The following is a 24,946-nucleotide window of genomic DNA, read 5'->3' on the forward strand; positions in this document are numbered from 1 at the left end:
GCATCATGCCCGCACTTATATACTGATTTATGTTCTGAATATAAAGTGCTGATCCAAGTGGGGTGAAAGTATTAACCGCTTATTCACTGTTTTTCCGGTTGTAGCACTTTTCCAGATGCTCCTGTGAATCAGGCTCTGTTGCCAGGCTCACGATTATTGCCGTAAGGAATGCAAGTGGTGTGGCAACCAGTATCGGATCAACTACTGTCCATGTTCCTGTGAGTATTGTATCAACACCGAAAAGAGCCTGACTTATACCCAGTGCGGTAGCTTCCTTGGCATGCACGAATGTAAGCCAGAAAAGACTTGCAAAGGTTCCCACGAGCAGACTTGCCGTTGCTCCCTGCCTGTTCATGCGTTTCCAGAAAAGGGCTCCGGTGTACATCGGCAGGAAGGCCGCTGCACAGAGTCCGAAGAAAATTGCTGTTGCCCTTGCGATTATTCCGATCGGGAGTATATAAGCAAGCACCACGCTGATAAGTATTGTTGTAGCAATTCCTGCCCTTGTGATGGTTATTGTCTTTCCGATCTTTCCCCTCATGATAAATTCCCGGTAGAAATCATGTCCGATGGCCGTTCCCATGGTATGGAACTGGGAACTCAGTGTAGACATGGCAGCGGCAAGCAGGGTCAGCAGGAAGAAGATAACAAAATAGTCCGGCATTGCACTATTGATATATTCCGGCATGATAACATCGATGTTGCCACCTGCAGCTTCCAGTGAGATCATACCTCTGGTATCCAGGAAATACACATTTGAAAGCGCACCCACGATATAAGCGACTCCTGCCATCATTAAGATGAAGGGTCCTCCTGAGAGTACGGCCCTGTTAAGCGAGCGTGTATTCCTAACAGTCATGAAACGTACTGCAAGCTGTGGCTGTGCAAGTACTCCGATTCCCACACCAAGTATTATTGTAGAGAACAGTGTCCACCATACAGGTGATCCGAATGCAGGCATTGAAGTCCAGCCAGTATGTCCTACGGCAGCCAGGTTCTCAGGCACAAGATGAGCCATGTTTGTGAGTGACTGGTGGGCTTCCACAATTCCTCCCAGCCTGGCATAAGTAAGCACGAAAAGGATGGCCATTCCGATGAACATCAGTCCGCCCTGAAGTGCATCGGTATACATGACTGCGATAAGTCCGCCTGTAATCACATATGCGGCTACGATAACTGCGAGGATAAGTACTGCACTGTTATATTCTATATTGAGGGCTGTTTCCATGAAACGTGCTCCGCCGATCAGCACACTGCCTGCATAAAGAGGCATGAACATGGTGATCAGTGCACCGGAAAAACCCTGTATGAAACGGGACTGGAACCTTCTTCCCACAAGCTCCGGGAAGGTAACTGCTCCGAGATTTACTCCCATACGTCTGGTCCTAGATCCAAAGAGAACAAATGCTATGAATATACCTACGAAGATGTTCATGAACACAAGCCAGAGCACACCCATGCCGAATGCTCCTGCATATCCTCCGAAACCGATTATAGCTGATGTACTGATAAACGCTGCACCATAGGACAGTGCCAGTACAAGCGGATTGATCTTTCTGCCTGCCAGCATGTAGTCGTCAGTGTCTTTGGTCTGCTTATATCCCAGCCATCCCAGGTAGAACACTACCATCATGTAGATGAGTACGGCAATACCCAGGATCGGTGTGCTGACTGCCATCAGCAAACCTCCTCGTCCTGGCCTTTATTCCAGTTAAATACACCGTATATTATGCATCCTATCGCGCTCAGGAAGCATAATATGTATGCGATCCATATTTGGGGGTCCTCTATTCCTAACATTTTTCTAACTCCTGAAAAGTAGTAATGTTACTGGTTAACACGGGGCATATTTTAAGCTTTCGACCATGGTTTTGTTGTCTTGTTACTTTGAAACTTAGAAAAAGCATCCATAATCTATTTATCTAAGAAAATTCAAGTAGAAATAGTGTTACAAAGCTGGTAGTTTGTAACATCAGTGCACATTCAATTATAATATGAATGTACGCAGTTTACCTCGTTGTCTTGAGTGTGCACGCAGGCTCTAGATTATCGGGTGCCATGCACCCGATTCCTCCCTGAGCACTTATTTCAGGATCGCCTATTTTTCAATTGTTGCCTGTATAAAGGCCGCTCTGCTTATATTTCTTGATTCAGCGGAGAATTCTGCATCTTCAAAGAGTCTGACCCAGTCCTTACCTTCTCTTTTTTCACCATGGTGGTGGTTCAGGGGTTCGGCTGCAAAGACTTTTCCTCCATCTGCAAGTACCCTTTTAATTTCCTCAAGTGCCTCCGGGATATCATCCAGATGGTGCAGCATAAAGAAGCAGGTAACTGTATCGAATTTATCATGTTCATATGGCAGCTCATAGACATTTGCTGTTTCAAAGCTGGCATTGTCTATGTTGTAGATCTCCGCATTGAAACTGCATTGTCTGATCATTCCTTCATGAAGATCTACTCCGAGAACACTGGACGCGTGGTGCTGGCGTGCTATCTCAAGACTTCCCGCTCCCAGCCCGCAACCGACGTCAAGGATGTTCTTTCCTTTGATAAACGGCACAACCTCGGAAAGCACTGTCTTTTTTAGTTTCCCCATTCCCTGACTGGGGTAACTTGCTTCCGGATGGTCGAACTCCGTGTAAGGAAGTATTCCATAGACAGATGAGTTGTTCGCGGCAAACAGACCTTCGAAATAGAGCTTGTTATTGTCATGTTTTACAAGTTTAACGACCGAGACTCCTGTTTCCCGGCAGAACCTCTTATTCCATTCATCCCTCTTTGGTGAAAACTCCATTTCAAGGGGGTCATGGACCACAATGTAATGAGTGTAGTCCTCAAAAATGTAAGATGATGCTTTATTGTGCTTGTTAAGTTCGACCTCACTTACAGCCTCTTTCCACAAAGCGAGCAGTTCCATTGTCTCTTCATCTGCAAAGTTGACTACTTTTCCTATAGGTTTGAATGACATGTTCTCCAATTTGTTTTGGAGGATAAAATCATTTTGTATTTCAAAAAGATTTGAAACCATAATCTATATATACAGTTTCAACATTATTTGAAATAATGGACCCCTACATAACTCATCTTATATCGGTTGGCTTTGCATCATTGCAGGAATACCTTGCCCTGCATGTGCTTCTATGTCTGATACCCGCCTTTTTCCTGGCAGGTGCTATAGCATCCCTGTTCTCGAAAGAGTCGGTGCTTACATTCTTCGGAGCTGATGCACCAAAGCACGTCTCATACTCCGTGGCAGCGGTTTCCGGGTGTCTGCTTGCTGTATGTAGTTGTACGGTCCTGCCGCTGTTTGCAGGCATATACAAGAGAGGTGCGGGTATTGGTCCCGCCACAACCTTCCTGTTCTCGGCGCCTGCAATCAACATACTCGCAATAGTCTATACAGCGAAGATACTTGGCTATGATCTGGGTATCGCAAGAGCACTTGCTGCCATAACCCTTTCTGTAGTTATAGGATTGTCAATGGCGCTCATATTTGAACGAAACAACGGCGAGCGGAAATCAATCAAAACCTTCGGTGAGGAAAAGCATGCTCACAGTGCATGGCTCTTCGTACTGTTGCTTGCAATTCTTGTGGTGCCGGAAATACTCACTGCATGGTCAACCATGCTGCTTGTTGAGATTCCTCTTATACTTATCACAGTGTATGTATCTTTCAAATGGTTCACCGCAGAAGAAAGGCAGAGCTGGATGAGCGAGACATGGTTCCTTGTCAAAATGATAACTCCCCTGTTGCTTGTGGGTGTCTTCTTTGCGGGAATCATCGTAGAACTTATCCCTGCGGAATATGTGGTAGAATATGTTGGCGGAGCGAATGCAGGCTCTTACATAATAGCATCTGTCTCTGCTGCTCTTATGTATTTCTCAACCCTGACAGAGGTACCCATAATCAGCGCCCTTACGGTTCTTGGAATGGGCAAGGGTCCGGCTCTTGCAATGTTGCTTGCAGGCCCTGCCCTGAGCCTCCCTAACATGATCGTAATAAGCCGGATAATGGGTCTGAAAAAAGGCATGACATACATTTTGCTTGTAGTGATAGTTGCAGCCTTCTCGGGAATAATGTTTGCCTCCTATCTTGCTAACGGTATACAGGTGTAAAAAATGAAATTATTACTGATATCTGATATCCATGGTAACAAAGAGGCACTTGATGCAGTGCTGAAAGTGCCGCATGATGAAGTAATCTGCCTCGGGGATATTGCGGATTATGGACCATCACCTGCGGAATGTATTGACATCATCAGGAGCAGGAATATGGAAACAGTACTCGGTAACCACGATGCTGCAGTAGGAACAGGAATCGACTGTGGTTGCGGCTACAAATATAAGCATCTTTCTACATCCACCCGGGAGTATACATGGTCATGCCTGAAAGAAGACCATCTGACATTTCTGCGACAGCTTCCCTTCAAGGTTGAAAAGGTAGTTGACGGACACAGGCTATATTTTACACACGGGAGCCCGCGGTCCAATTTTGAGTATATATTGCCCGAGACATCTGATAAGGAAATACTTGAGATGCTTGAGGGGGTCAATGCGGATATTCTGTTTACCGGACACTCTCATAAAGCTATGATTCGGGAAGTAAACGATGTAATGCTCATCAATCCGGGCTCGGTAGGCCAGCCAAGGGATGGGAATCCTCTTGCCAGTTGTGCTGTTTTTGATACAGAAACCCTTGAAGCTAAGATCATAAGGTGTGAGTATGATCTTGAAAGTACGTGCAGATGTATAAGTGAAAAGATGTCTAATTCCGAAGAATTGGTTTCTATACTAAAGAGAGGATACTGATTATAATAGAGAACAAATACGGGAAATAAATGATTGGAGGCATAAATATGAAAATAGAAATTCTTGGATCAGGTTGTGCAAAGTGTAAGAAGACAAAGGAAATTGTTGAGCAGGCTGTTAATGAGGCCGGAGTGGATGCCGAGGTAGTTAAAGTCGAGGACATGGATACGATCCTCTCCTATGGTGTGATGCTCACTCCCGGTGTTGTTGTGGATGGCGATGTCAAGATAGCCGGTAAGGTTCCCAGTATGGACAATGTCAAAAAATGGATTGCCTGAGGAGATACCAGAATGGCTGAAAAAATAAAATGTTCCTGTGAATCCGACAATGTGGGTATTTTCCCATGCGCCGGTGCATCGAATGTAGGCCAACTGAGTAATGTCATAGCTGTGGAGTTACACAAAGCGGGTGTTGGCAATATGATGTGCACTGTTGGTATCGGTGGTCGCAGATCAGGGCTGCTGAAGTCAGCTGAAGGCTGTGAGAGGATCATAGTAATTGACGGCTGTCCTGTCAATTGCGCAAAGGAGACAATGGAGCAGGCGGGCATTAATGTTGATAAACATATACTACTGACAGATCTTGGCATACAGAAGAACAAGGATCTGGACCTTGAAACTTCACAGGTGAAAGAGGTACTGTCAAAAGTTCAAAAAGAACTCTGAAAAATTCTGACATTTTTTTTGTGTACACCAATTTCGGGATCAACGCAGGGTTGTAGAGTCAATTAAATTGAAACTACTTTTCCCTGCATCATCTCGTTCTATGTAATAATTATGCTCTCGAAAACTTCATTCTTTTCTTATTATCATTAGTAAAAACATAGATGCTATCAAAAGCAGTAATGAATTCTGGGCAAGCTGCTGGCCGCTGGTCTCTGTTTCTTTTTCAGGCTCTGTCTCTTCGCTTAGCTCTACTCCTTTTACTTCTTCATCAGTATCTGACAATTCATCCAGAGGAATGTTTTCATCCGTTGATACAGACGAACCGGATTTTTCCAGAGCAGTAATCGCAAAGGGAGAGAAACCGGGTGTCATGGATTTGAAGAATACCTGGTCGGAATTTTCATCGACAACAGATGTCTGCAGATCGTTCCATTTACCGTTGCTGAAACGATTAAGCCTGATATCTTCAGCTTTTATTTCGTTATCTGACATCCATTCCTTTGGAACACTAAAACCGATAGAAATCTCTCCCATATTTTCCTCTGTGGCATATCCGTGTTTTCCAACCCAGATGTTAATATGTCTGTAGACCTTTCCGGCTGGCATTTCGGTCACTGTGGACGAAATGTCCTTCAGGACTTCAATTGTAGCTGTGATCTGCCCTGCGGTCTTGAGTGAATGGTAGGAAATTGAAGTAACAGGGTTGTTTTTTTCATTGAACTGGTAGGAGATATTCGTATCACTGAGTACATAGATACTTTTTACCTCTTTGAGATCAATGTTCTCAACGTCTTCCGATGTGTCAGAACCACCTCCGCCTCCTCCACCGGAGCTTGCTCCTGAGCTCTCTTCCTGAGTATCCTCATTTTCGGCAGAAATTACAGTTATTCCTTCAGTCTCAATGCTAACAGGGATTGCCTGTCCCTCTGAGTTACTTAATATCAGGTCCGATAGTCCCAGATCCGAATAACCAGTCTTATCCTGACTGATGAACTCGACCTCTACAAAGGTGCCACTGTCTGATACCTGATTTCCACCGAGGACAGCCGCATAGAGACCGCTGACTGTTCCGCTCTGGTTATCTATTGTACCATTGTTGAAGATATGCAGTGTCTGCTCGCCACCGAACAATTCACCTTCCGTAACAGCACCTGCCGTTATCAATGAACTGTCAAAGTCGATGTTTGTCTGTGCACCTACAAATGGAGATTCAGGCTCGATATTGACATAGACAGTGAAATTCTGGTTTGTCTGAACCGTTGGACTTGAAGGATAAATACTCACAACAGCCTGAGCTGAAACCGGAAAAGCACTATAAATGAGACAAAGAAGAGTTATGGCTATCAGGAAACATGTAGTCCTGACTGGTAATTTGTTTTTATATGTTCGCATCTGCACACCTTTATACGTTGCACTTATATTATGCAAACAATTATATTTATATATTTTTATTAGAATATGCTTTATAATATTGCGTATTTTCATTCCTGTCTGGCAGTCTCATGATCTTATTTATCTCCAGACAGATATTCCTCCTGTGTCAGAAGGAAATGTTCGGCATCCCTTTCGTTCTGTCGTACCTGTCCCTTATATTTCAGGCCTATTTTCCTGGCAACCTTCGATGAGGCCGGATTTTCAGGAGAACAGTAAACAGCTATCCTGTCTATGTCAAGTACCAGAAACATATACTCGATAAGTTTTGCGGCAGCCTCGCTTGCGTACCCTTTCCCCTGGAATTCCGGCGAGATCGCGTAATATATCTGTGTCTCGGGAAGGAACTCGGCAGAAGCAAAACCACAGGAACCTACCACCGCCCCATCATCGATTTTACAGATCGCCATGGCAAAGGTTGGCTCGTCGGAATCATAGGAATCTATAAGCATATCCAGGAATGCCTTAGTTTCCCCGTAGCTCTGGCTTGCAGGCATATCGGTATAACGTGTCACTTCTCTGTTGTTGAAAAATCGATAAAGCCCTTCGAGGTCTTCTGAATTATAACGTCTTATAAGAAGCCTGTCAGTTTTCAATGATGTCGGGATTTTCATAACTTCCTCTGGTTTTAAATCAAGCCTGCTATATGAAGGAAATTACTAAATAAATTTTCTGCGTTTTTCCTGTAGCCTTCTTCTATTAACTGAAAATCCTTCCTGATTTTTTCACTATCAAGAGCTCTGAGCTCAGGGTCCTTTTCAAGCCACAGATTCAGCATCTCAAAGTTAAGTTCAAGATGTCCCTGGATACCATATGCATTTCTCCCAACCTTGACTATCTGGTTCCTGCACAACTTTCCTCTCGCAAGCAGTTCCATATCCTCATTCAGCTCGACCGTTTCTCCGTGAAGATGAAAAATGTTAAAATGATTCTTAAGCCCGGCCAGAAAAGTTTCATTTTCTTTTCCTTCACAGATTTCCACCTCGAAATATTCACCATCAGGTCCTGTAAATCCAATTTCCTTCACATCACTTTTCAGGACCCTGCCACCTGCTGCTTTTACCAGGACCTGCATACCAAGACATATGCCCATATATGGTATGTCGTTCTCAATAATTGTCCTGACCTTAGCAATTTCATCTTCCATCTTTTCTGTTCTGTCATTGGCACTATCAGGTCCTCCGAAAACAAAAACGGCATCATAATCCCTGGGATCCGGAAAGGTGTCGCCAGCTTCAAGGTCCGCAATATCATATTCTATTTTCCTGTTCTCCAGACTATCCTTAAGAATGCCAGGACCTTCTCTTGATATGTTCTTGATAACCAGCACTTTCATGTAAACTAAAATAGGAGTTTTTCATAAATAGCTTATTATAAGTCCCTTCGAAAGATATTGACAATAAAATCCTGGTTTAAGTGTGCAATGAACCAAATGTTAAAAGAAGACCCCGAAGGAATGCTACCACCTCAGCATTCGTGCCCATACTCCACCAGTAATGAACTGTATCTTCGGGGCTTGTTTTTTATGGTCGGGTAGTTCCGTACCACCACCATGTTGTACCACGCCATCATATGGATAATCTATATTCTGTGCATTTCCTGTGCAACCTATTTCATTACAGTTCTACTATATAAATCTAGCGTCATTCTAAAAAATCAGATAATGCTCATAATGATGATATAAAATTCACAGTGAGTGGAAAATATCTGAAAAAGCTGTTAATCAGTCATTAAATATCCTGTCAACAGCACTTGAATAATTATCATATGCGTTCTGATTAAAGCAAACAAGCCTTATATCGGTCAGTAATTCAGTACCCTGAAGGAATTCCCTGATGGAGCTGACTGCGATAACAGATGCCCTGTCAACCGGGAAACCATAGGCACCAATACTGATTCCGGGAAATGCGATACTCCTTATTTCATGTTCCATAGCAAGTTCAAGACAACTGCGGTAGGAGTCTGCAAGAAGCAGATCTTCTCCTGCGTTACCTCCCTGCCAGACAGGTCCTACTGTATGGATTATATGTTTTGCAGGAAGACTGTATCCCCGGGTTATCCGTGCTTCTCCGGTTGGGCATCCACCAAGGCTCCTGCACTCTTCAAGAAGTTGAGGACCTGCAGCCATATGTATTGCACCATCAACACCTCCTCCGCCAAGCAGTGAATTATTTGCCGCATTTACTATGGCATCAACTTCCTGATCGACGATATCTCCCATGATTACACTTATTGTATTACAGCTGCTCATGTTTCGCTCTATAATAGTATAAATCTAAGTACTTTTTTGCAGATATATGTTTTATTCGTTTATTTTCAGAAAAATCAGTAGACTATCAATTTACAGCTTGAATAAGACAGGACAAAGGATTTGATCTTATGGACCATATCACACAGGAAATACTTGACGTACTACAGGAGATCAATAGTATCCCCAGATGTTCGAAACATGAAGAAAGGATTGCGAACTGGCTGAAGGAGTGGTCCCTGTCCAATGGTTTTAATGTCAGGTATGACAGTGTCAACAATATTCTGATCACTGTGCCTGCTTCAAAGGGTTACGAGACAGCTCCTGTGGTGGTTATCCAGGGCCATATGGATATGGTATGTGAGAAGGATCCGGCCTCATCCCATGATTTCAGCAAAGACCCCGTGGATCAGTACATAGACGGAGACTGGCTCAAAGCCCGGGGCACGACATTGGGTGCTGATAATGGTATCGCGATTGCGATGGCCCTGGTACTTGCAAAGGATAAGGACCTTCCACATCCTCCCCTTGAACTGCTTTTCACGGTGGACGAGGAAACCGGCCTGACAGGTGCCAACGCGCTGATGCCGGATTTTGTTTCAGGTAAGATATTGTTGAACCTTGATTCGGAGGATGAAGGCGTATTTATCATTGGCTGTGCAGGTGGCCTGAACATCACAATACGTATTCCGCTGGAATATGACACGCTTCCTGAAGGTCATATTATATGCAGGCTTGCTGTCAACGGGCTTGCAGGTGGTCATTCCGGTATAGACATACACGAAAAAAGAGCTAATGCCAACAAAATCCTGGCAGGATGTCTTGAGGCTGTGTTCACAGACCTTAATGTTGGTCTTATCAGTATGCAGGGCGGCTCTGCACACAACGCGATCCCTCGCCAGGCAGAAGCCCTGATAGCAATCCCTCCTCATGAGTATGAGGATGCTCTTTCAATTGTCCGTGAGATGGAGGAAAATACGGCGAGCGAATATCAGGAGATGGATCCGACTTTATCCATCAGGCTTCTGGAACAGGGAGAGATCAATGAATGTCCTTTAATTAAAAGCAAGCTTGTCGGGGACATTATTGCTTTACTGAAACAATTGCCACACGGCGTTGCCAGGATGTCGGAGGATGTGCCCGGACTTGTGGAAACATCAAATAATCTTGCGACCATAACAACCTGTGATAATCATCTTGTGATCCTGTCCAGCCAGCGCAGCTCCACTGATACTGGACTTACTGAAATGACAAAAAAAATAGAGGATATGTCAAAATCTGCAGGTGCAACCGTCTTGCACGATGGTGGTTATCCTGCATGGCAACCTGATCTGGATTCTGCTCTTTTGCAGCGGTCAAGGGAAATTTATGTGGAAACCTTCGGTGAGGAAACTGATATCGAGGTAATACATGCGGGTCTTGAATGTGCCGTCATCGGATCAAAATTTCAGGGTATGGATATGATCTCTTTCGGTCCTACTATCAAAAACCCTCATTCTCCCTATGAAAAGCTGTATATCCCCTCGGTTTTGAAAGTGTGGCAGTTCCTGACCGCTCTTTTATCTTCCTTTTCTTAGAACCATTTATTCGAATAAGGGAAATAAAAAGAAATCATATTTTGCTATGGTAACAATGAAAGAACTGTCTGATTTCCCAAGACCGAGAATACTTGTTAGCAGATGCCTTGAATTTGACAATGTGCGCTATAACGGCCAGGTGATCCACTCACAAATAGTCAGGGACCTAGAACCTATCGTTGATTTTATAAAAGTGTGTCCTGAGGTTGAGATCGGTCTCGGGGTTCCCAGAGAGCCTATACGAATAGTTAAAGAAAAAGGCAATTACCGCCTTGTTCAGCCAAAAACAGGCAGGGATGTCACCAGGGAAATGGATGATTTCACAGACAATTTCCTGTCCCGGCTTGAAGATGTGGATGGTTTTATCTTCAAATCAGGTTCCCCGACCATAGGGATCAGGAATATCAAGGTATATTCAGGGGAAACGATGGCTCCGGTTGTCGAAAGAGGATCGGGTTTCTTTACAAAGAAGATCCTGGATAAATATGCAGGCTATCCCATGGAAGAGGATGATCGTTTGCGAAATTACAGGATACGTCATCATTTCCTTACACAACTGTATACCTTTGCCGATTTCAGACAGGTAAAGGATTCAGCTTTGTCTGACGAGATGTTGAAATTCAATAAAAAAAATGCTTTTCTGTTCTCTTTCTATAATGATAACACATACAGGAAAATGTGTGATCTGCTTGAGAATAAGCCAAATGGTGCAGCTTATGGAATAATTCCGGCTTATGAAGAGATGCTCAAGGAACTCATGCAAAAACCAGGAGACCCGGAATCGAAGGCTGCGGTTGCACAGAAAATCGTTTCTTCTTTTGACTCCTCCATGTCATCCTCTGAAAAAGAATTCTTTAAGAATCATCTGCAAAACTATCTGGAAATGCGTATCGATGAAGATGCACTGACAGAGGTTCTCAGGCTTTATGTACATCGCTATGATGCTGAAAATCTTGACAACTATACTATCCTTTATCCCTATCCTGATGTTCTGCGCATGCCCGGTGACAGCAAAAGAGATAAGGATTACTGGAGTGAAAATAAATAACCCACTTCAGAACTCAGGTGATCAGGTGTATCGTTTCCAGGAAATAATAGATTCATGTATCGACTGTAAGAAATGCTGGGATGTCTGTCCTGTCAATATGGTGACCGACGGGAACAGGTTCACGCCTCAGGGAAAGATCGAATCGCTTGCAAAGATAGTTGCCTGTGAGGAGCTCTCAAAAGATGAGTATGATAACATCTACCTTTCCACTCGCTGTGGCGCATGCGATGATGTCTGCCCTGTGGATATTCCGATAACAGATATCATCCAGTATGAGAGGCAATTGCTGGCACAGCAGGGTAGGGAGCCTGCAAAGACCACCGCCATCTCACAGAACATAATTGAGCACAACAGTCCCGGAGCCAAGGATCCGTCTAAGAGGTTTGACTGGGTAACAGATGACCTTGACATTGCCGAAAGTTCTGAGATAGCTTACATGGCAGGCTGCTGGGTTTCATACAGCCAGCCGGATATTGCAAGGGCGACCATTCGTCTGCTAAATCATGCAGGTATAAGACCCATGATTCTGAAGGATGAGAAATGCTGCGGACTTTTCCTCGTAGATAACGGCCATCTCGAGCAGCTTGCAGAGCACGCTAGGAAGTTCGTTGATTATATCGAGTCACTTGGAGTGAAGAAGGTAATAGCCTCATGTCCCGGTTGTTACATTGTACTTGGTAAGGAGTATCCGAAACTCTATCGTGAGCTGAACTTTGAGGTTGAGCATTCCCTTAAAGTGTTCAAAGATATGATAGCAGATGGAACACTCAAACCAAGGAAACTCGATCTGGCTGTTTCTGTCAGGGATGCATGCCCGATCAGAGGATCAAAGGATATCCCGCGCAGTATTCTTGAAAGCATGGGTGTTGAAGTAAAAGAGCTCTTTGAGGAAAAACAGGTGTGCTGTGGCGGCCCGGCGGGCCTTAAACCAAATTTCCCGGAGATTGCGAACAATATTGCCATGCTATCGGTTAAAGATTACAAGGATAAAGCTGACATGCTGGCCTCCTACTGTCCTTTCTGCATGCATCACATGGAGGGTGCGTGCAAGTCAAAGGATGAGGAAATGGAGATGAAGGATATTTCCGTGCTGCTTGCTGAAAGCGTGCTAGGAAAATGAGGATTTGTATCCTCATTATACAATCAATCAGGTAAGAGCATATGGGAATTCGGTGAACTTCCACTCATCTTCCTGTTTGACCAGTTCAATCTGTTTTACAACTTCTTCATGTTCCTATTCGACCTCGAAGAAATCCTTGAGTGAGAATTTTACAGCCACTGAGGATTCGTTAACCAGCACGTCTACAACTGCAGTATCTCCATCAACATACTCTTCACTAACTTCGATGAATTCATATTTCTCAGGATTTACATCCCTGGAGAGACTTATGAAATCGGCAAGCCCGGTTTCCTGTTTGTAAGCGGATGACATCATCTGGTAGCAGGTATCATAGTTTCCCTGGTCAAATTCCGATACAAAGTTTTCTACTGTATCTGACGGGCTGCTTCCAAGACCTGCACAACCGGCTGCAAGCAGAGAAATAAGCAGAATTGTCGTTATTATCATTTTTTTCATGAAAACACCTGCAGTTAATTATTAGCCTACTCGATAAATATCTTTTTTTCATTTATTTGTATGTGTGTATCGGATTCAACTGGTTCCATCTTCTGTCCGGGAGCAATTTCTTTGATATATGGTCCAAGAATCATGTCTTTATAAGCCCCGCCTGCCGGTACCTTCGGATAAAGTATCTCTTCCCGGTCTGTACAGACTTCAAGGAAGCATGGTCCGTCTGCTTTAAGAAAAGCTTCCATTGCATCCTTCAGATCGTCTCTGTCGCTTATTCTTGTAGCATATTCGAAGCCGAATGATCCTGCAATCTCAGCGAAGCGTACATCTTTAGGTCTCTGAGTCCCGGTTCGGACTCCATCATAAGCAGCATCCTGCAGGTTCTGGACCATGCCATCACTCCGATTGTTGAGCATCAGTACCTTGATGGGAAGGTTCAGTGACGCAATGGTGTGTAACTCTCCAAGGTTCATCCGCAGACTGCCGTCACCATCAATGGCTATTACCCTTGCATCCGAGTTTGCATACTGTACTCCAATGGATGTTGGCATGGAAAAGCCCATGGTGCCGAAGGAACCCGAGCTCATGAAGGACTTTGCCTTCTGCATTGGAAGATACTGGGCTGCAAGCATCTGCTGGTTACCGACGCCTGTGGTTATCATGGTATTGTCGTCAATGTAGCTTGAAAGCAAAGCCATAACCTCGCCAGACTGGATATGTTCGGATTTCCGATTATAATCAAGAGGCCAGGACCTTTTCAGGAATCTGGCTCGCTCCTGCCATTCCCGGATATCCAGGGTGATGTCGTGCTTTACAGCGTAGTTGAGCAAGTCCCGGAGAGCCGTAGCAGCATCCCCGATGAATGTGAATTTAGGACCACGCTCGATCTTAATCTGGTGCATTTTCTCGGGATTGATATCAATGTATGCAATGTCGGTGCCTATTGCAAACCCGACCTTCTCAGCAACCCTGTCATCCCAGCGGACACCGATGGCGAAGAAGAAGTCGTTCTCCTGTATGAGCATGTTCGCATAAGGTGTCCCGAACATCCCCAGCATCCCGAGGTTGAGCTCATCCCGGCCGTCAATAACTCCCTTTGCCATGAGCGTGTTAACTGAAGGTATCCTGAAATAGTCATTGAACTCCCTGATGGCCTGACTTCCTGCTTCCGAGTTTAGACCTCCTCCCAGATAGAGCAGCGGTCTCTTTGAGTTCAGGAACAACTTGAAGAACTCCTCGCATTGTTCCTCGCACAGGTGCCTGTCATCATGGTAGCTCTCCTCAAAGCGCATGATATTGATGTCCTGGTATTCGTGCATCTTCTGTTGCTTATCCAGAGGAATATCTATAACAACAGGTCCGGGCTTTCCTGACTTCGCAAAGTAATAGGCGTCCTTGATCATTGCTTCGAGATCATCGTCATTTGATACCTGTATGACCTTTTTGGCAGCTTCCCCGAAAATTCCCTTGACATTGATATGCTGGAATGAGTCGGTGCCTATCTTATGCTCCGGGACCTGCCCTGCAAATACAAGCAGCGGTATACTGTCTCCGTAGGCATCGGCAACGCTTGTGAGGGTGTTGGTGATGGCAGGTCCGGATGTGACTATGGCTACACCGACCTCGCTACTCGACCGGGAATAGCCGGCTGCACTGAATGCTGCCGACTGCTCGTTTGAATTGATAACAATTCCGATGTCACTCTTCTCAAGGGCATGGAATACCGGAAGTATTGCCGCTCCGGTGTAACCAAAGATGTGTCTGACCCCAAGGTCCTCAAGACATTTGACTAAAATTTCTGCTCCATTCATTTCTTCCATTTTCATTCTCCGTGAAAGAAACGATCCAGGCACAGGATACACTATTCAGTAAAGTAACCAGAAAACAGCTCACTTGAGCCAGAAAAGTTTCTTTTGTTAGCTCAAGCGTTTAGCACTACCACTACTACGGACACATGTACATTGGGTACAGTGTGAGTTGTGGTAGGGTTTAACATTATTAGGAAAGAATGAGAAAGTGCTATTTAAAAGTATTGCGGAAAACCTCATTCGCAATCAATTCTGGATTTCTTTAGCACCCATGAAGGTTATCCATAGTACCCAGATAAGCTCTCCCACTGTGAAGTAATCAACAAATGCTGGCACAGATCCGATAAGGAAAAATGAGATCGTTGCTCCGAAGTATCCCAGGGATCCTATATATAAGAAATATCCTATCCATTTAGGGAACATTCCTGATTTGATAACCAGCGTACCGATTGGTATGAGCCACAGTCCCCAGAACACCTCTGCTAAGTGTATTGCATCAGGAATGAGTATTGCCATCAATGAGAAAGGTACCCCTAAAAGACCGAATATGGCTATCAAGGATGCCTGTTCTTTATCGGTTTCCATGAATAATTTATACAGCAATAAAGCAATCGCTATCTGGAACAATTGTACAATTATCTGACCTAACTGACCAATTTTGAAAAGCGTGGATTCGCTGGCGAGTGTCGGTGCATATAACAATGAGAATATGCTTATGACCGTCCATATTGGATAAAGGATCCTGAGCTTTGTTATGGTCTTCACAATAATAATTTTGCTGATTAAGCATATATATTTTTGTATCATACTGAAATTGGTGTTATGAGTCAGGTAGGAGTTTGAATTTATGGCTATCTCGATGATCTCCTTTTTCTCATTGAAAGAAACGATTCTGACACAGGCATTAAGGTCAGATTATCGCTGAATGAGCGCAGTAATTCACAATATTTTTTGTAACATCAATACAATATTATTTCAAGTGAAACTAAATGGCAGAACAGACCAATACCTACACCATTACTCCCATTCCCATGGGAAAATCCAATGCTTATCTTGTATCAAATCCTGATCTGGTTATTCTTGTCGATACCGGATCTTCTAAAAACATCAAGAATTTAGAATTAGCACTGAAGCAAAATGAGCTTGGTATTTCTGACATTGATTTTATTATCGTAACCCATGCCCATTCCGATCATGTCGGGCATCTTGCCGAGATCAAAGAGAAAAGCGATGCAAAGGTTTTAGCTCACAGGAGTGCAGTAAAATATTTGAAAAAAGGATATACTCCTTTTCCCGAAGGTACAATGCTGTTCTCCAGAATTATCAGTAAAATAGGAAACCGTTTCTTTTCCAGTGGTGGCAAGTTTATTTCTGTTGAACCGGATATCATTATAGATGAAGAATACGACCTTTCTACACCTGAACTATCTGTCAGTATAATTCACACACCGGGTCATACTTCCGGCTCCATATGCGTAATAATAAATGATGAGTCGGCAATTGTGGGTGATACGCTCTTTAATGTTATTCCGGGAACTGTTTACCCGCCTTTTGCAGGTGACGAAGAGGAACTTATCATAAGCTGGGAAAAGCTGCTTTCAACCGGGTGCAGCACTTTTTATCCGGGTCATGGGAAGCCATTCTCACGTGAGGAGTTCAGCAAATGCTTTGAAAAAAGAAAAGGTAACTGAGGCTCTGGCATTACGGATTAAAGATTACTGAGGAACATAAGTGGCCTTATCATTGAGACTGCCATAAAGCCACGGTTAAGAGAGTATATCCTGAAAGAGGTTGTTTATGCCTGGAAGCCAACTGGTTTTCTTTTTCAGATATCAAAAACGAGTTATAATTACTTATTCTTCTTTCTCGAAATTACCATGAATAGCTTTTTTGGCAGAATTCCTTCTTCAAATTCCTTTATTTCAATAATTTCATATCCTTTGGAAAGTCTGGTAATCTTTTCCCTGCTCAGGAAATGTACGATAAAGCCACCCTGTATTTCCCACATATCCTCGCATCTATGAATCCCCGTTCGATACTGTGGATCATCGGTGTGTCTTGTCGTGAATATGTTCAACCCTTCGGGTTTGAGCACCCGTCTGATCTCATTTGAAACAAACTCAAGCTCGGAAGTTGTGAGCGGCATACAGTAGAGCATATGAGAATAACATGCATCGAAAGTATTATCGTTAAAAGGAAGCGGCTTTCTGACATCATGCTGGAGAGCCTTTATCCTATCGGATAGTTGGTTCTCAGCGGCCTTTTGCTTTATATCCAGAACACCTGCTTTACAGTAATCAAGGGCACAGACCTCAAAATCCTCCTTTGCAAAAAACAATGTATCTCTTCCCTGCCCGGCTCCGAGTTCAAGGATTTTTGTTTTTCCCTCCTTCTTGAAGATATCAGCCGCCCACATAGCCGGTTGGCTTGCTTTTTCTCCGAACTTCGAAGGATTGCCAGAAAATATCTTTTCCCAGTGTTCCTGCTGTTTTTGAATGATTTCCCGGTTTGCACATGAATCTTCCTGCATTTGAATCACTCCCGTAGATTATAGATTATAATGCTCCTGATCTTCTCGCCTTCAAGCTTATGGTCTTACCTGTGTACTGGACAGGTTCATATTTCCCTAACAAGACGCAGACCGACACGGCTGCTTTTACGTCTGGCAAGCTGAGGCAGGAAGTAGCGGCTTGCAGACCGACATCCCACAGCAGACGTCTGCCAGCTTCCTCCGCGGACTACTCTCATGATTTTTCCATTATTATCTTCCCGGGCACTACCATCTGCAGGAGCACTTTCATAGCTGTCATGGTATACATCCTGCATCCATTCCCATACATTCCCGTACATATCGTATAACCCCCACGGATTTGGCTTCTTAATTCCCACCGGATGGGAGCCTATATCCTGATTTCCATAAAACGCATGATCATCAAGCTCAGATTCACTGTCACCGAAAGAATACTTTGTAGTGGTTCCGGCCCTGCATGCATACTCCCACTCGGCTTCAGAGGGCAGTCGGTATGTTTTCGTTTCTTCCCTTTCGTTCAGCTTTTTAATGAATTCCTGTGCATCATTCCATGAGATCCTGTCAACGGGATTATCTTCTCCGGTAAACTTGGATGGATTTCGGTCCATAATTTCAAGCCATTGCTTTTGTGTTACCGGGAATTTACCGAGGTAGAATTCTTTCATTATGCTTACTTTATGAGGGGGATCTTCGTTCCTGAACCAGTTTATTTCCTTTTCAACCGATCCCATCTCAAACTCACCGGCAGGAACCCTTATGAATTGCATACCTATTGAGTTTGTATAAACATCTGAATATCCGGTCTCGTCCATTCTAGTAACCTCTCTGCCTGATCTTTAATGTCAACCTCTGCTTGGAAAAAGTATCATGTCAAATGCAAAAGTGACAGGAGGTGACAGACTGCCACTTTTGCTTTTAGCATTATTGTATCTGTGTTTACTCAGTTTTGGGAATCTGTCCATTTCGGAAGTGTCACATGGAAAGTGCTTCCCTTCCCGACTTCACTTTCGATCCAGATATCTCCCTCATGAGCAACCACAGTATCCTTACATATATAGAGACTTGACTCAAGTCCCTGGTACATCCTTGATATGGTGTCGTCCACCTGATACATCTTGTAGAACAAGCGTGGTATGAGATTTTTCTCTATGCCCTTACCGGTATCCTTTATACTGATGTGTATATTGTCGCCTTCATCGGACACTTCAACACCAATGCAATTACCTTTGGGTGTAACCGTGACAGCGTTATGGATAAGATAAAGGAACGTCTCTTCCAGTTTTTCCTTATCTCCCTTTACAGGAGGAAGACCGGTCGGGATATCCCTTTCCAGCTCCAGTTCCTTTTCATCTATCAGCAGGATCTGGTTGAGCAGCACGTCCGAGAGTACACTTCCTATGCTCAGAGGTGCAAAGGAATATTCCATTCTGCCTGATTGCTGCTTGTTGCTGTACAGGATGGCATCTATGAGAAGCTTTAATCTCTCCGAGTTCATCAGTAAACTGGAAATCGCTTCCTTTTGCGAATCATCCAGAAGGTTAAGTGTTTCATCATCAAGCACATCATAATCATGCAGGACGTCGTGACCCTTTTTCAGACTGTCTTCAAGGAATTCCTCTTTCATCATGTTGACTGATCTGAGTTTATTGTTGGCCTTTGATAACTCCTCGGAATATTTGCTTAGTGAGCCTATCAGTTGCTTACTCTGGATGATCTTCCACATACCCTGCATAAGAAGAGTTAGCTGACGTACATCCGTTTCATCGTACTCTTCTTCTTTGTTTCCGACACCCACAACAGCTACTATATGATCTCCGTCGAAAATAGGCACGTTCATGTGTCTTGTCAGTTTCACATGTCCTTCAGGATAACCCTTTTTCCAGGGACTTGGAGCAGAATAATCGTTGGTTATAATTGCTTTTCTCTGCTTTACAGCTTCTCCCCAGAGACCGGTGGTCTCAACAGGGTAGATGAACTGTTTGTCGCTGATGCCACATTCGGTCATAGCGGAGTTTGACCATGAATGCATGATAAGGTCTGTCTCGTCAGCGTTCATGAACGCAAGATATCCCAGTTTGCTTTCGGTAAGTCTGACAGCCTCTTCCTTAACAAACTCAGCTATCTCATCAAGGGAAGCCGTTGTCATTTCATTGAGCTTTATAAGCGCCTCAAGACGGGATTCATTCAATTGCTTTGCTTTTTCAGCTTTTTTACGCTCGGTGATGTCACGTCCCACTGACAGGATAGTCTTTTTCCCATTGTAGTTGATCATCCGGGCATTGATCTCAAGGGGTATTATCGACCCGTCTTTACGGATCGCTGCGGCTTCGTACATTGCCTTATTGTCTTTCTCGATCACTTTGATCAGTTCACTGGCACGCTGTACATACCAGGAAGGTACAATGTCCAATGGTGACGATTTAATTATGAACTCCTTTGAGTATCCAAGGTTATCCACAACAACCTGATTGACATCTATGAGATTTCCGTTAAGCTCGCTGACATAGATCTGGTCATTTATATTGTTGAATATCGTTTTGAACTTATGTTCGGATTCCCTGAACGTTTCATTGACTATCCTGTGTTCAATCTCAATGGCTGCCAGGTCCGCGTTTGCTTTGAGATACTCATAGCATGCCTTTTTAGGTTTGTTCGGAAAATCGAAGTACATTATAAAGACACCGAGTATCTCGCCTGTTGAAGCCGTTATAAGCTCGGCCCAGCTGGCTTTGATACCTGCCTTCTTTGCAACATCCCTGTACAGTGCCCAGTAGGGATGCTCCTCTATGTTATCTACTATTATCCTTTCTCCCATATACAGGGCAGTACCACCGGAGCAGACCCCATAGCCAATTTCAAGACCTTCCATTGCCTCTTTGTAGGATGAAGGAAGGTTTGGTGCTATAACCCGACAGATATGTTGCTTCTTTCTATCAAGTAGCATAACAGCACATGTCAGACCCGGGCGGACCCTTTCAGCATTAGTTACGAGAAGTCCCAGAACATCCCCGAGGGAGATCTCGGTAAGCGGTTTTCCGTCATTGGAATTGCGCTGGTCTGTTATCATCTCATGATGTTTGCGTTCGGTTATATCCAGAATGGTGCCTTCAAGATATACGCTTTTGTCATCGTATGTCTTTATACGTACCCTGTCCTCAATATAGCGTATCTCTCCGAAACGGGTCATAATCCTGTATTCCTGGACAAATTCGCTGAGTTGTTTGTTCAGGTACTTGAAGGATTTCAGAACAACCTTCCGGTCTTCAGGATGTATCAGATCAGGGTATGTAACTTCCCCTGAATAGAAATCCTCGGGCGTATATCCGAATTGCCATATATTGTTGGACACGTACTTAACAGGAAAATCTTTTTCGACCTTCCTTGAAATGACAATAATAGGACTATTATTGATTATTGATTCCATGCTGATCTGTGGGTGTGCTTGTTCAGTCATGTTTTTGCCAGTTTGTGATTTATTTCAGGGTCTGTTTAAAAGATAGCTACAGTAAATTACGGGGATTGTACTGCAGATATTCCTTCGACAGAAATCGGCCTGATCTGTTTGTAATTTATGGCTTTCACAGGACATGCTCCAACGCATCTCTTGCAGCTCATACCAAGACATAGATGTGCGGTGTAATCAACGTATATATCACCGTTTTTCGGAACTACCCGAAGTGCGTTCTCGGGACATTCACGCTCGCATATCCTGCACTGCATGCATCCTTTTGATTTTTCTTCTATGATCATGTCAAGGTCTTTTATGATGCTGATTCCTTCATATCCAGTGTCCTCGATATCCCTGCTAACTTTGCGTTCTATAAATGGCGGTTCTGTGATGTCCGGAAGACCCGGCATTCCATATGATTCAAGGAAGAAATTATACATTTCATCCTGCATTCCCTCGGTCCAGTAAGCAAGTTCGCATGCATAGATATTCTTGAATGTCTCGTTGGAAGCCAGCATTATATGGTCTGCCTTTATTCTCTCTGCGAGGTCCTCTATCTCTCTGAGCTCATACTTTCCGAGAATGATATCCCTGGCCAGTCCGAGGGAAGTGTTTCCAAACTGAACTATCTTCTTAGAGAATATCGGGGTAAGGCCGATCTTCCTCCCCTTTTCCGCATCAACGTAAGTACCAGATGCTCCTGACATATACATACATGTCAGATCTTCGTATTCTACACCTGATTCAATTAACAATGTAAGGTGTGCAGCTCTGATGGCACCAATGGCTTTTCCTGCCTCTGCGATATCCCTGTTGGTCAGGCAGATATCTTCTCCGAGAATCAGTCTTCCGTTCGGTAACTCAGGCATTTGGCTGATAAGTCCCGTACTGACAGCCAGTGAAACTGCAGATATCACACCGGTTCCGGTGATACCGCGGGCTTTTACATCTCCCTTTTCTATGATGTCACCTGTTACCGGATCTATCAGATCACCTTTTCCGGCTCCCATATTCTCATCAAGAACGCTTATCCTCCAGTAACCATTTTCCTCATTGACATCGGAGATAGCACCCGGACTTGCAAGCATACCACATTTGATACCCTGTCCTTCAATGGCAGGCCCCGCTGCCGCACTGCAGGTAACTATTCTGTCACCAACTTTCAGTGCCATTTCGGCGTTGGTACCGTAATCTGTAACAATGGAGACCTCTTCCTGCTCAATGAAGTCCGTCTTGACCATCATTGCAAGGGCATCTGCGCCGATTTCATGTTCGATCGACGGAAGTACAATGATCTCACACTCGTCCAGACCTGAATCAATGCCAAAGATCTCATAACCCTTGTAGATCTCCAGTCCCCTTTTGACATTTTCAATTCCAAGCCTTTTCTGCATGTTCTTGCCTGCATATGCCAGGTCTCTTATCTCTATATTCTGGAAAAGGGAAAGCTGTATAGGGTTTCCGCATACGGCTATTTTGCTGATCATGCTGAGAGGAATATGTAGTTCATCAAACATCTTGCGGATAGTATGGGTGATTATCTCATGCACACTGTCCTCTCCCACCTGAATTGCAAAACCCAGATGATCGATCACATTTCCTCCGGGAAGAGGGTGCTTCATTGTCATTACTGTCTTGATAGCGTTTCCCGTTTCAAGTTTTAAAAGTTGCAGACGAAATCCACTTGTTCCCAGATCCAATGCAATTCCGTACAAGTAATATCCTCCATAAGTTACGTGTAATTTAATTATTGACGGCTGGCAAGCCTCGAATTATTCAATATATGAAATCTGTGGGATAAGTATAAATAACGAATTAGAACAAAAAATAAGAGGCGGCGATATAATCGATACAGGTATCCAAAGTAATACAATTGATAAAACAATGCCTGGCAATAATAATAATGCAATTGATTAAATCGAAGCTATTTTTTTAGCCCGGGCAAGAAAAAATTAAATATTACTCAATTCCTGGCAAAAACTCAGAATGTACTTCGCAGGGTCGAGTTTGTGGAGAGACCCTGCAAAGCAAAGTAGACCAATATGAAATATGGCACAGAAATGATGAAAAATGTTATTTCTGAGAGTTGAATTGAATGTTGGAGGTAGGTTTTAGACCCATATCTGTGCAATCATATTCAGCATCTACTTTTCCCCTGTCCCTAAGGCCAGAGGCAGTGGTCACTATTTGGTCAAACCATATATAATAACCTGAGGTAATTTATCAATGGGTTTAATATTAGCAACTTGATGTATCAAAATCAAATTATGGATTTTGAGAAAAGGGAAAATAGAATCTTAAGCTTGCAGACAGACAAGGGCTGCAGAGTAATTAACGTCTTTGATTGTATCAAGAGTATGAATCAGTCAATGAACAATTTATCGCTTATCTATAATCTATATAGTATATGGAAGAACAGGTATAAAAATATTTATTGTACCTCTTCAGAAAACTCTTTATAATGCATGAAGAATTCACGACCCCATTCGCGTGCACTTTCTTCAAAGCTGATTACTTTTTTATGATCAAAGAATCCCTTTTTGTTGAAAAAAGAGAGCAATAGAAGATTGTCTGTGACAGATATTGCGCCAGGTGTAATTATGTTTTCATCACAAATGTACAAATGTGAATTTTGTGATTCCAGGATTGCGTTGTATTGTTCAGTATATTCATCCCTTAAGCGCTCGTAGACAGGTTTTGTCAGTATAAGATTGTAATTAACTTCCTTTTTAGCCAGTTCCGAATAGTTATTCGGGCAGGTAGGACAGAAATATGAATAAAACGTACACACATTCTTTGTTTGCTTGAGACTTGTAAGTAGTTCTTTCGGTGGCTCGAAGAGATGGTTAAGATCAGGTTCGTGTATAATTACTTCTCCCAGATCACCTATTCTGTCCAGCAGATTTTCAGGTACCGCGGCAAGGTCCCTGCTGTCCCAGAACTCTTTGTTTCCCTCGACTACATTTAATGTTTCGATCAGAGGTTTTATTTTTTTCAAAACTATCTGGCCTATATAGGTCAGCCTGTACTCGTCATCCTCCTGTTCGATCAGACCCTGCTCAAGAAGTATTTTTACCTGGGCCATTATCGCACTTGTAGTACCGTTGATAGACTGCTTTATTTCATCAATTGTTGCCGGCCCGTTCAGTAACATAATAAGGGTATTTTTCCTTTTTTCCGACAGGAATACAGTGCTAATCAATTCGGTTTTCATGGTAGGATCACTTACCTTCTCCTTGATACTATTCATTTGTTTTTACTGATGAACCAATTGTGTCTCACAGTCTGCATTGAATTTCTATCATTGCAAAATCCATGAGAACTGTAATATTATTGTCCGGGTCTTTCCCCGAAAGTATCATGGTACCTTTTAACAATGGATTCAATGTAATTGGATGTTGTCCTGGTAGCCCTTTTGGACATATGGTTCCTTAAAGGGAATTCGGTATGACAGTGTGTGCATCTGGCAAGTTCACATCCCCTGACCAAACTCGGACATCCTGCACAAAGTTTTGCTCTTGAATAGAACAGATTAAAAGATCTGCCACATTCCGGGCAAAGCAGCACTTTATTTGCATCATAAAAGCTCTTGTTCACCCCTCTACGTTGAAGCTCAGAAGAATACCTCTCATTGCGTGTTAGATCATCAACATATCTTTTTTCATATGACATATCTGTTCACCTTTCTGACTACTGATATTAGGTTTAGGTTTGGGTATATATATAACGAATTATTGTGAGAAATCAACAAATAAAAGGAAATCTTCGGCTGGAAGAAAAACAATGGCTTTGATATTATCAATGCTATCTAT

The 24,946-nt window shown here is 43.4% G+C and carries 24 protein-coding genes; 8 read left to right on the forward strand and 16 right to left on the reverse strand.

Annotation, left to right across the window (positions count from 1 at the left end):
• Nucleotides 1-79 precede the first annotated feature (79 nt).
• The 3 genes from HWN40_RS05230 to HWN40_RS05235 form a co-directional block, all read right to left on the reverse strand.
• Nucleotides 80-1,678 (reverse strand): sodium:solute symporter family protein, encoded by a 1,599-nt coding sequence (locus tag HWN40_RS05230; RefSeq protein WP_176964751.1) that lies wholly within the window; start codon nt 1,676-1,678, stop codon nt 80-82.
• Nucleotides 1,678-1,800: a symporter small accessory protein gene (locus HWN40_RS13685; protein WP_343044098.1), complete on the reverse strand. Its 123-nt coding sequence runs from the start codon at nt 1,798-1,800 to the stop codon at nt 1,678-1,680. The genes HWN40_RS05230 and HWN40_RS13685 overlap by 1 nt, the downstream gene beginning before the upstream one ends.
• A 298-nt stretch (nt 1,801-2,098) precedes the next feature.
• A complete protein-coding gene (locus HWN40_RS05235) occupies nt 2,099-2,968 on the reverse strand; it encodes a class I SAM-dependent methyltransferase (RefSeq protein ID WP_176964752.1) in 870 nt (289 codons plus the stop codon).
• A gap of 95 nt (nt 2,969-3,063) precedes the next feature.
• Here HWN40_RS05235 and HWN40_RS05240 point away from each other — a divergent pair, with 95 nt between their 5' ends.
• Genes HWN40_RS05240 through HWN40_RS05255 form a run of 4 tightly spaced genes read left to right on the forward strand, consistent with a single transcriptional unit; the run spans nt 3,064 to nt 5,474 of the window.
• Nucleotides 3,064-4,116: a permease gene (locus HWN40_RS05240; RefSeq protein ID WP_176964753.1), complete on the forward strand. Its 1,053-nt coding sequence runs from the start codon at nt 3,064-3,066 to the stop codon at nt 4,114-4,116.
• Between the two features lie 3 nt (nt 4,117-4,119).
• Entirely contained in the window at nt 4,120-4,809 is a 690-nt protein-coding gene (locus tag HWN40_RS05245) for a metallophosphoesterase family protein (protein ID WP_176964754.1), read from the forward strand.
• A 47-nt stretch (nt 4,810-4,856) separates the two neighbouring features.
• Nucleotides 4,857-5,087 carry a thioredoxin family protein gene (locus tag HWN40_RS05250; RefSeq protein ID WP_176964755.1) on the forward strand — a complete coding sequence of 77 codons (231 nt, stop codon included), beginning with the start codon at nt 4,857-4,859 and terminating at the stop codon, nt 5,085-5,087.
• 12 nt (nt 5,088-5,099) lie between these two features.
• On the forward strand, nt 5,100-5,474 hold the full coding sequence (locus tag HWN40_RS05255; RefSeq protein WP_176964756.1) for a putative zinc-binding protein: 375 nt from the start codon (nt 5,100-5,102) through the stop codon (nt 5,472-5,474).
• A gap of 126 nt (nt 5,475-5,600) precedes the next feature.
• Here HWN40_RS05255 and HWN40_RS05260 read toward each other — a convergent pair whose 3' ends face one another.
• The 4 genes from HWN40_RS05260 to HWN40_RS05275 all read right to left on the reverse strand — a co-directional run bounded on the left by HWN40_RS05260 (nt 5,601) and on the right by HWN40_RS05275 (nt 9,156).
• The gene (locus tag HWN40_RS05260; RefSeq protein ID WP_176964757.1) at nt 5,601-6,866 is read right to left on the reverse strand and encodes a PGF-pre-PGF domain-containing protein; all 1,266 of its coding nucleotides are present in this window, start codon (nt 6,864-6,866) and stop codon (nt 5,601-5,603) included.
• Nucleotides 6,867-6,982: 116 nt separating this feature from the next.
• Nucleotides 6,983-7,519 (reverse strand): GNAT family N-acetyltransferase, encoded by a 537-nt coding sequence (locus tag HWN40_RS05265; protein ID WP_176964758.1) that lies wholly within the window; start codon nt 7,517-7,519, stop codon nt 6,983-6,985.
• A 14-nt stretch (nt 7,520-7,533) separates the two neighbouring features.
• Nucleotides 7,534-8,241 (reverse strand): type 1 glutamine amidotransferase, encoded by a 708-nt coding sequence (locus tag HWN40_RS05270; protein WP_176964759.1) that lies wholly within the window; start codon nt 8,239-8,241, stop codon nt 7,534-7,536.
• Between the two features lie 387 nt (nt 8,242-8,628).
• Nucleotides 8,629-9,156 (reverse strand): O-acetyl-ADP-ribose deacetylase, encoded by a 528-nt coding sequence (locus tag HWN40_RS05275; RefSeq protein WP_176964760.1) that lies wholly within the window; start codon nt 9,154-9,156, stop codon nt 8,629-8,631.
• A gap of 128 nt (nt 9,157-9,284) precedes the next feature.
• Between HWN40_RS05275 and HWN40_RS05280 the strand changes: the two genes are divergently transcribed.
• Genes HWN40_RS05280 through HWN40_RS05290 form a run of 3 tightly spaced genes read left to right on the forward strand, consistent with a single transcriptional unit; the run spans nt 9,285 to nt 12,898 of the window.
• Complete coding sequence (locus HWN40_RS05280) at nt 9,285-10,730, forward strand: aminoacyl-histidine dipeptidase (RefSeq protein WP_176964761.1); 1,446 nt, start codon at nt 9,285-9,287, stop codon at nt 10,728-10,730.
• 55 nt (nt 10,731-10,785) lie between these two features.
• Nucleotides 10,786-11,778 carry a DUF523 and DUF1722 domain-containing protein gene (locus HWN40_RS05285; RefSeq protein WP_246275984.1) on the forward strand — a complete coding sequence of 331 codons (993 nt, stop codon included), beginning with the start codon at nt 10,786-10,788 and terminating at the stop codon, nt 11,776-11,778.
• The gene (locus HWN40_RS05290; protein ID WP_246275985.1) at nt 11,765-12,898 is read left to right on the forward strand and encodes a (Fe-S)-binding protein; all 1,134 of its coding nucleotides are present in this window, start codon (nt 11,765-11,767) and stop codon (nt 12,896-12,898) included. The genes HWN40_RS05285 and HWN40_RS05290 overlap by 14 nt, the downstream gene beginning before the upstream one ends.
• A 114-nt stretch (nt 12,899-13,012) precedes the next feature.
• On the opposite strand, the gene HWN40_RS05295 is transcribed toward HWN40_RS05290, so the two are convergent.
• The 3 genes from HWN40_RS05295 to HWN40_RS05305 all read right to left on the reverse strand — a co-directional run bounded on the left by HWN40_RS05295 (nt 13,013) and on the right by HWN40_RS05305 (nt 15,921).
• A complete protein-coding gene (locus HWN40_RS05295; RefSeq protein WP_176964762.1) occupies nt 13,013-13,354 on the reverse strand; it encodes a DUF4878 domain-containing protein in 342 nt (113 codons plus the stop codon).
• 26 nt (nt 13,355-13,380) lie between these two features.
• On the reverse strand, nt 13,381-15,168 hold the full coding sequence (locus HWN40_RS05300; RefSeq protein WP_176964763.1) for a thiamine pyrophosphate-binding protein: 1,788 nt from the start codon (nt 15,166-15,168) through the stop codon (nt 13,381-13,383).
• A gap of 234 nt (nt 15,169-15,402) precedes the next feature.
• Complete coding sequence (locus HWN40_RS05305) at nt 15,403-15,921, reverse strand: DUF4386 domain-containing protein (RefSeq protein WP_176964764.1); 519 nt, start codon at nt 15,919-15,921, stop codon at nt 15,403-15,405.
• A 224-nt stretch (nt 15,922-16,145) separates the two neighbouring features.
• Between HWN40_RS05305 and HWN40_RS05310 the strand changes: the two genes are divergently transcribed.
• The gene (locus tag HWN40_RS05310) at nt 16,146-16,847 is read left to right on the forward strand and encodes an MBL fold metallo-hydrolase (protein WP_246275986.1); all 702 of its coding nucleotides are present in this window, start codon (nt 16,146-16,148) and stop codon (nt 16,845-16,847) included.
• A gap of 158 nt (nt 16,848-17,005) precedes the next feature.
• Here the strand turns inward: HWN40_RS05310 and HWN40_RS05315 are convergent, their stop codons facing one another.
• The 6 genes from HWN40_RS05315 to HWN40_RS05340 form a co-directional block, all read right to left on the reverse strand.
• Nucleotides 17,006-17,686: a class I SAM-dependent methyltransferase gene (locus tag HWN40_RS05315; RefSeq protein WP_176964765.1), complete on the reverse strand. Its 681-nt coding sequence runs from the start codon at nt 17,684-17,686 to the stop codon at nt 17,006-17,008.
• A gap of 86 nt (nt 17,687-17,772) precedes the next feature.
• Complete coding sequence (locus HWN40_RS05320; protein WP_176964766.1) at nt 17,773-18,498, reverse strand: formylglycine-generating enzyme family protein; 726 nt, start codon at nt 18,496-18,498, stop codon at nt 17,773-17,775.
• Nucleotides 18,499-18,626: 128 nt separating this feature from the next.
• Nucleotides 18,627-21,140, reverse strand: a complete 2,514-nt coding sequence (locus HWN40_RS05325) for a GAF domain-containing protein (protein ID WP_176964767.1) — start codon at nt 21,138-21,140, stop codon at nt 18,627-18,629.
• Nucleotides 21,141-21,196: 56 nt separating this feature from the next.
• On the reverse strand, nt 21,197-22,849 hold the full coding sequence (locus HWN40_RS05330) for a methylamine methyltransferase corrinoid protein reductive activase (protein ID WP_176964768.1): 1,653 nt from the start codon (nt 22,847-22,849) through the stop codon (nt 21,197-21,199).
• A gap of 716 nt (nt 22,850-23,565) precedes the next feature.
• A complete protein-coding gene (locus HWN40_RS05335; RefSeq protein ID WP_246275987.1) occupies nt 23,566-24,384 on the reverse strand; it encodes a helix-turn-helix transcriptional regulator in 819 nt (272 codons plus the stop codon).
• An 80-nt stretch (nt 24,385-24,464) separates the two neighbouring features.
• Complete coding sequence (locus HWN40_RS05340; protein ID WP_176964769.1) at nt 24,465-24,806, reverse strand: hypothetical protein; 342 nt, start codon at nt 24,804-24,806, stop codon at nt 24,465-24,467.
• Nucleotides 24,807-24,946 lie beyond the last annotated feature (140 nt).

Source organism: Methanolobus zinderi (assembly GCF_013388255.1).
GTDB classification, from domain to species: Archaea; Halobacteriota; Methanosarcinia; order Methanosarcinales; family Methanosarcinaceae; genus Methanolobus; species Methanolobus zinderi.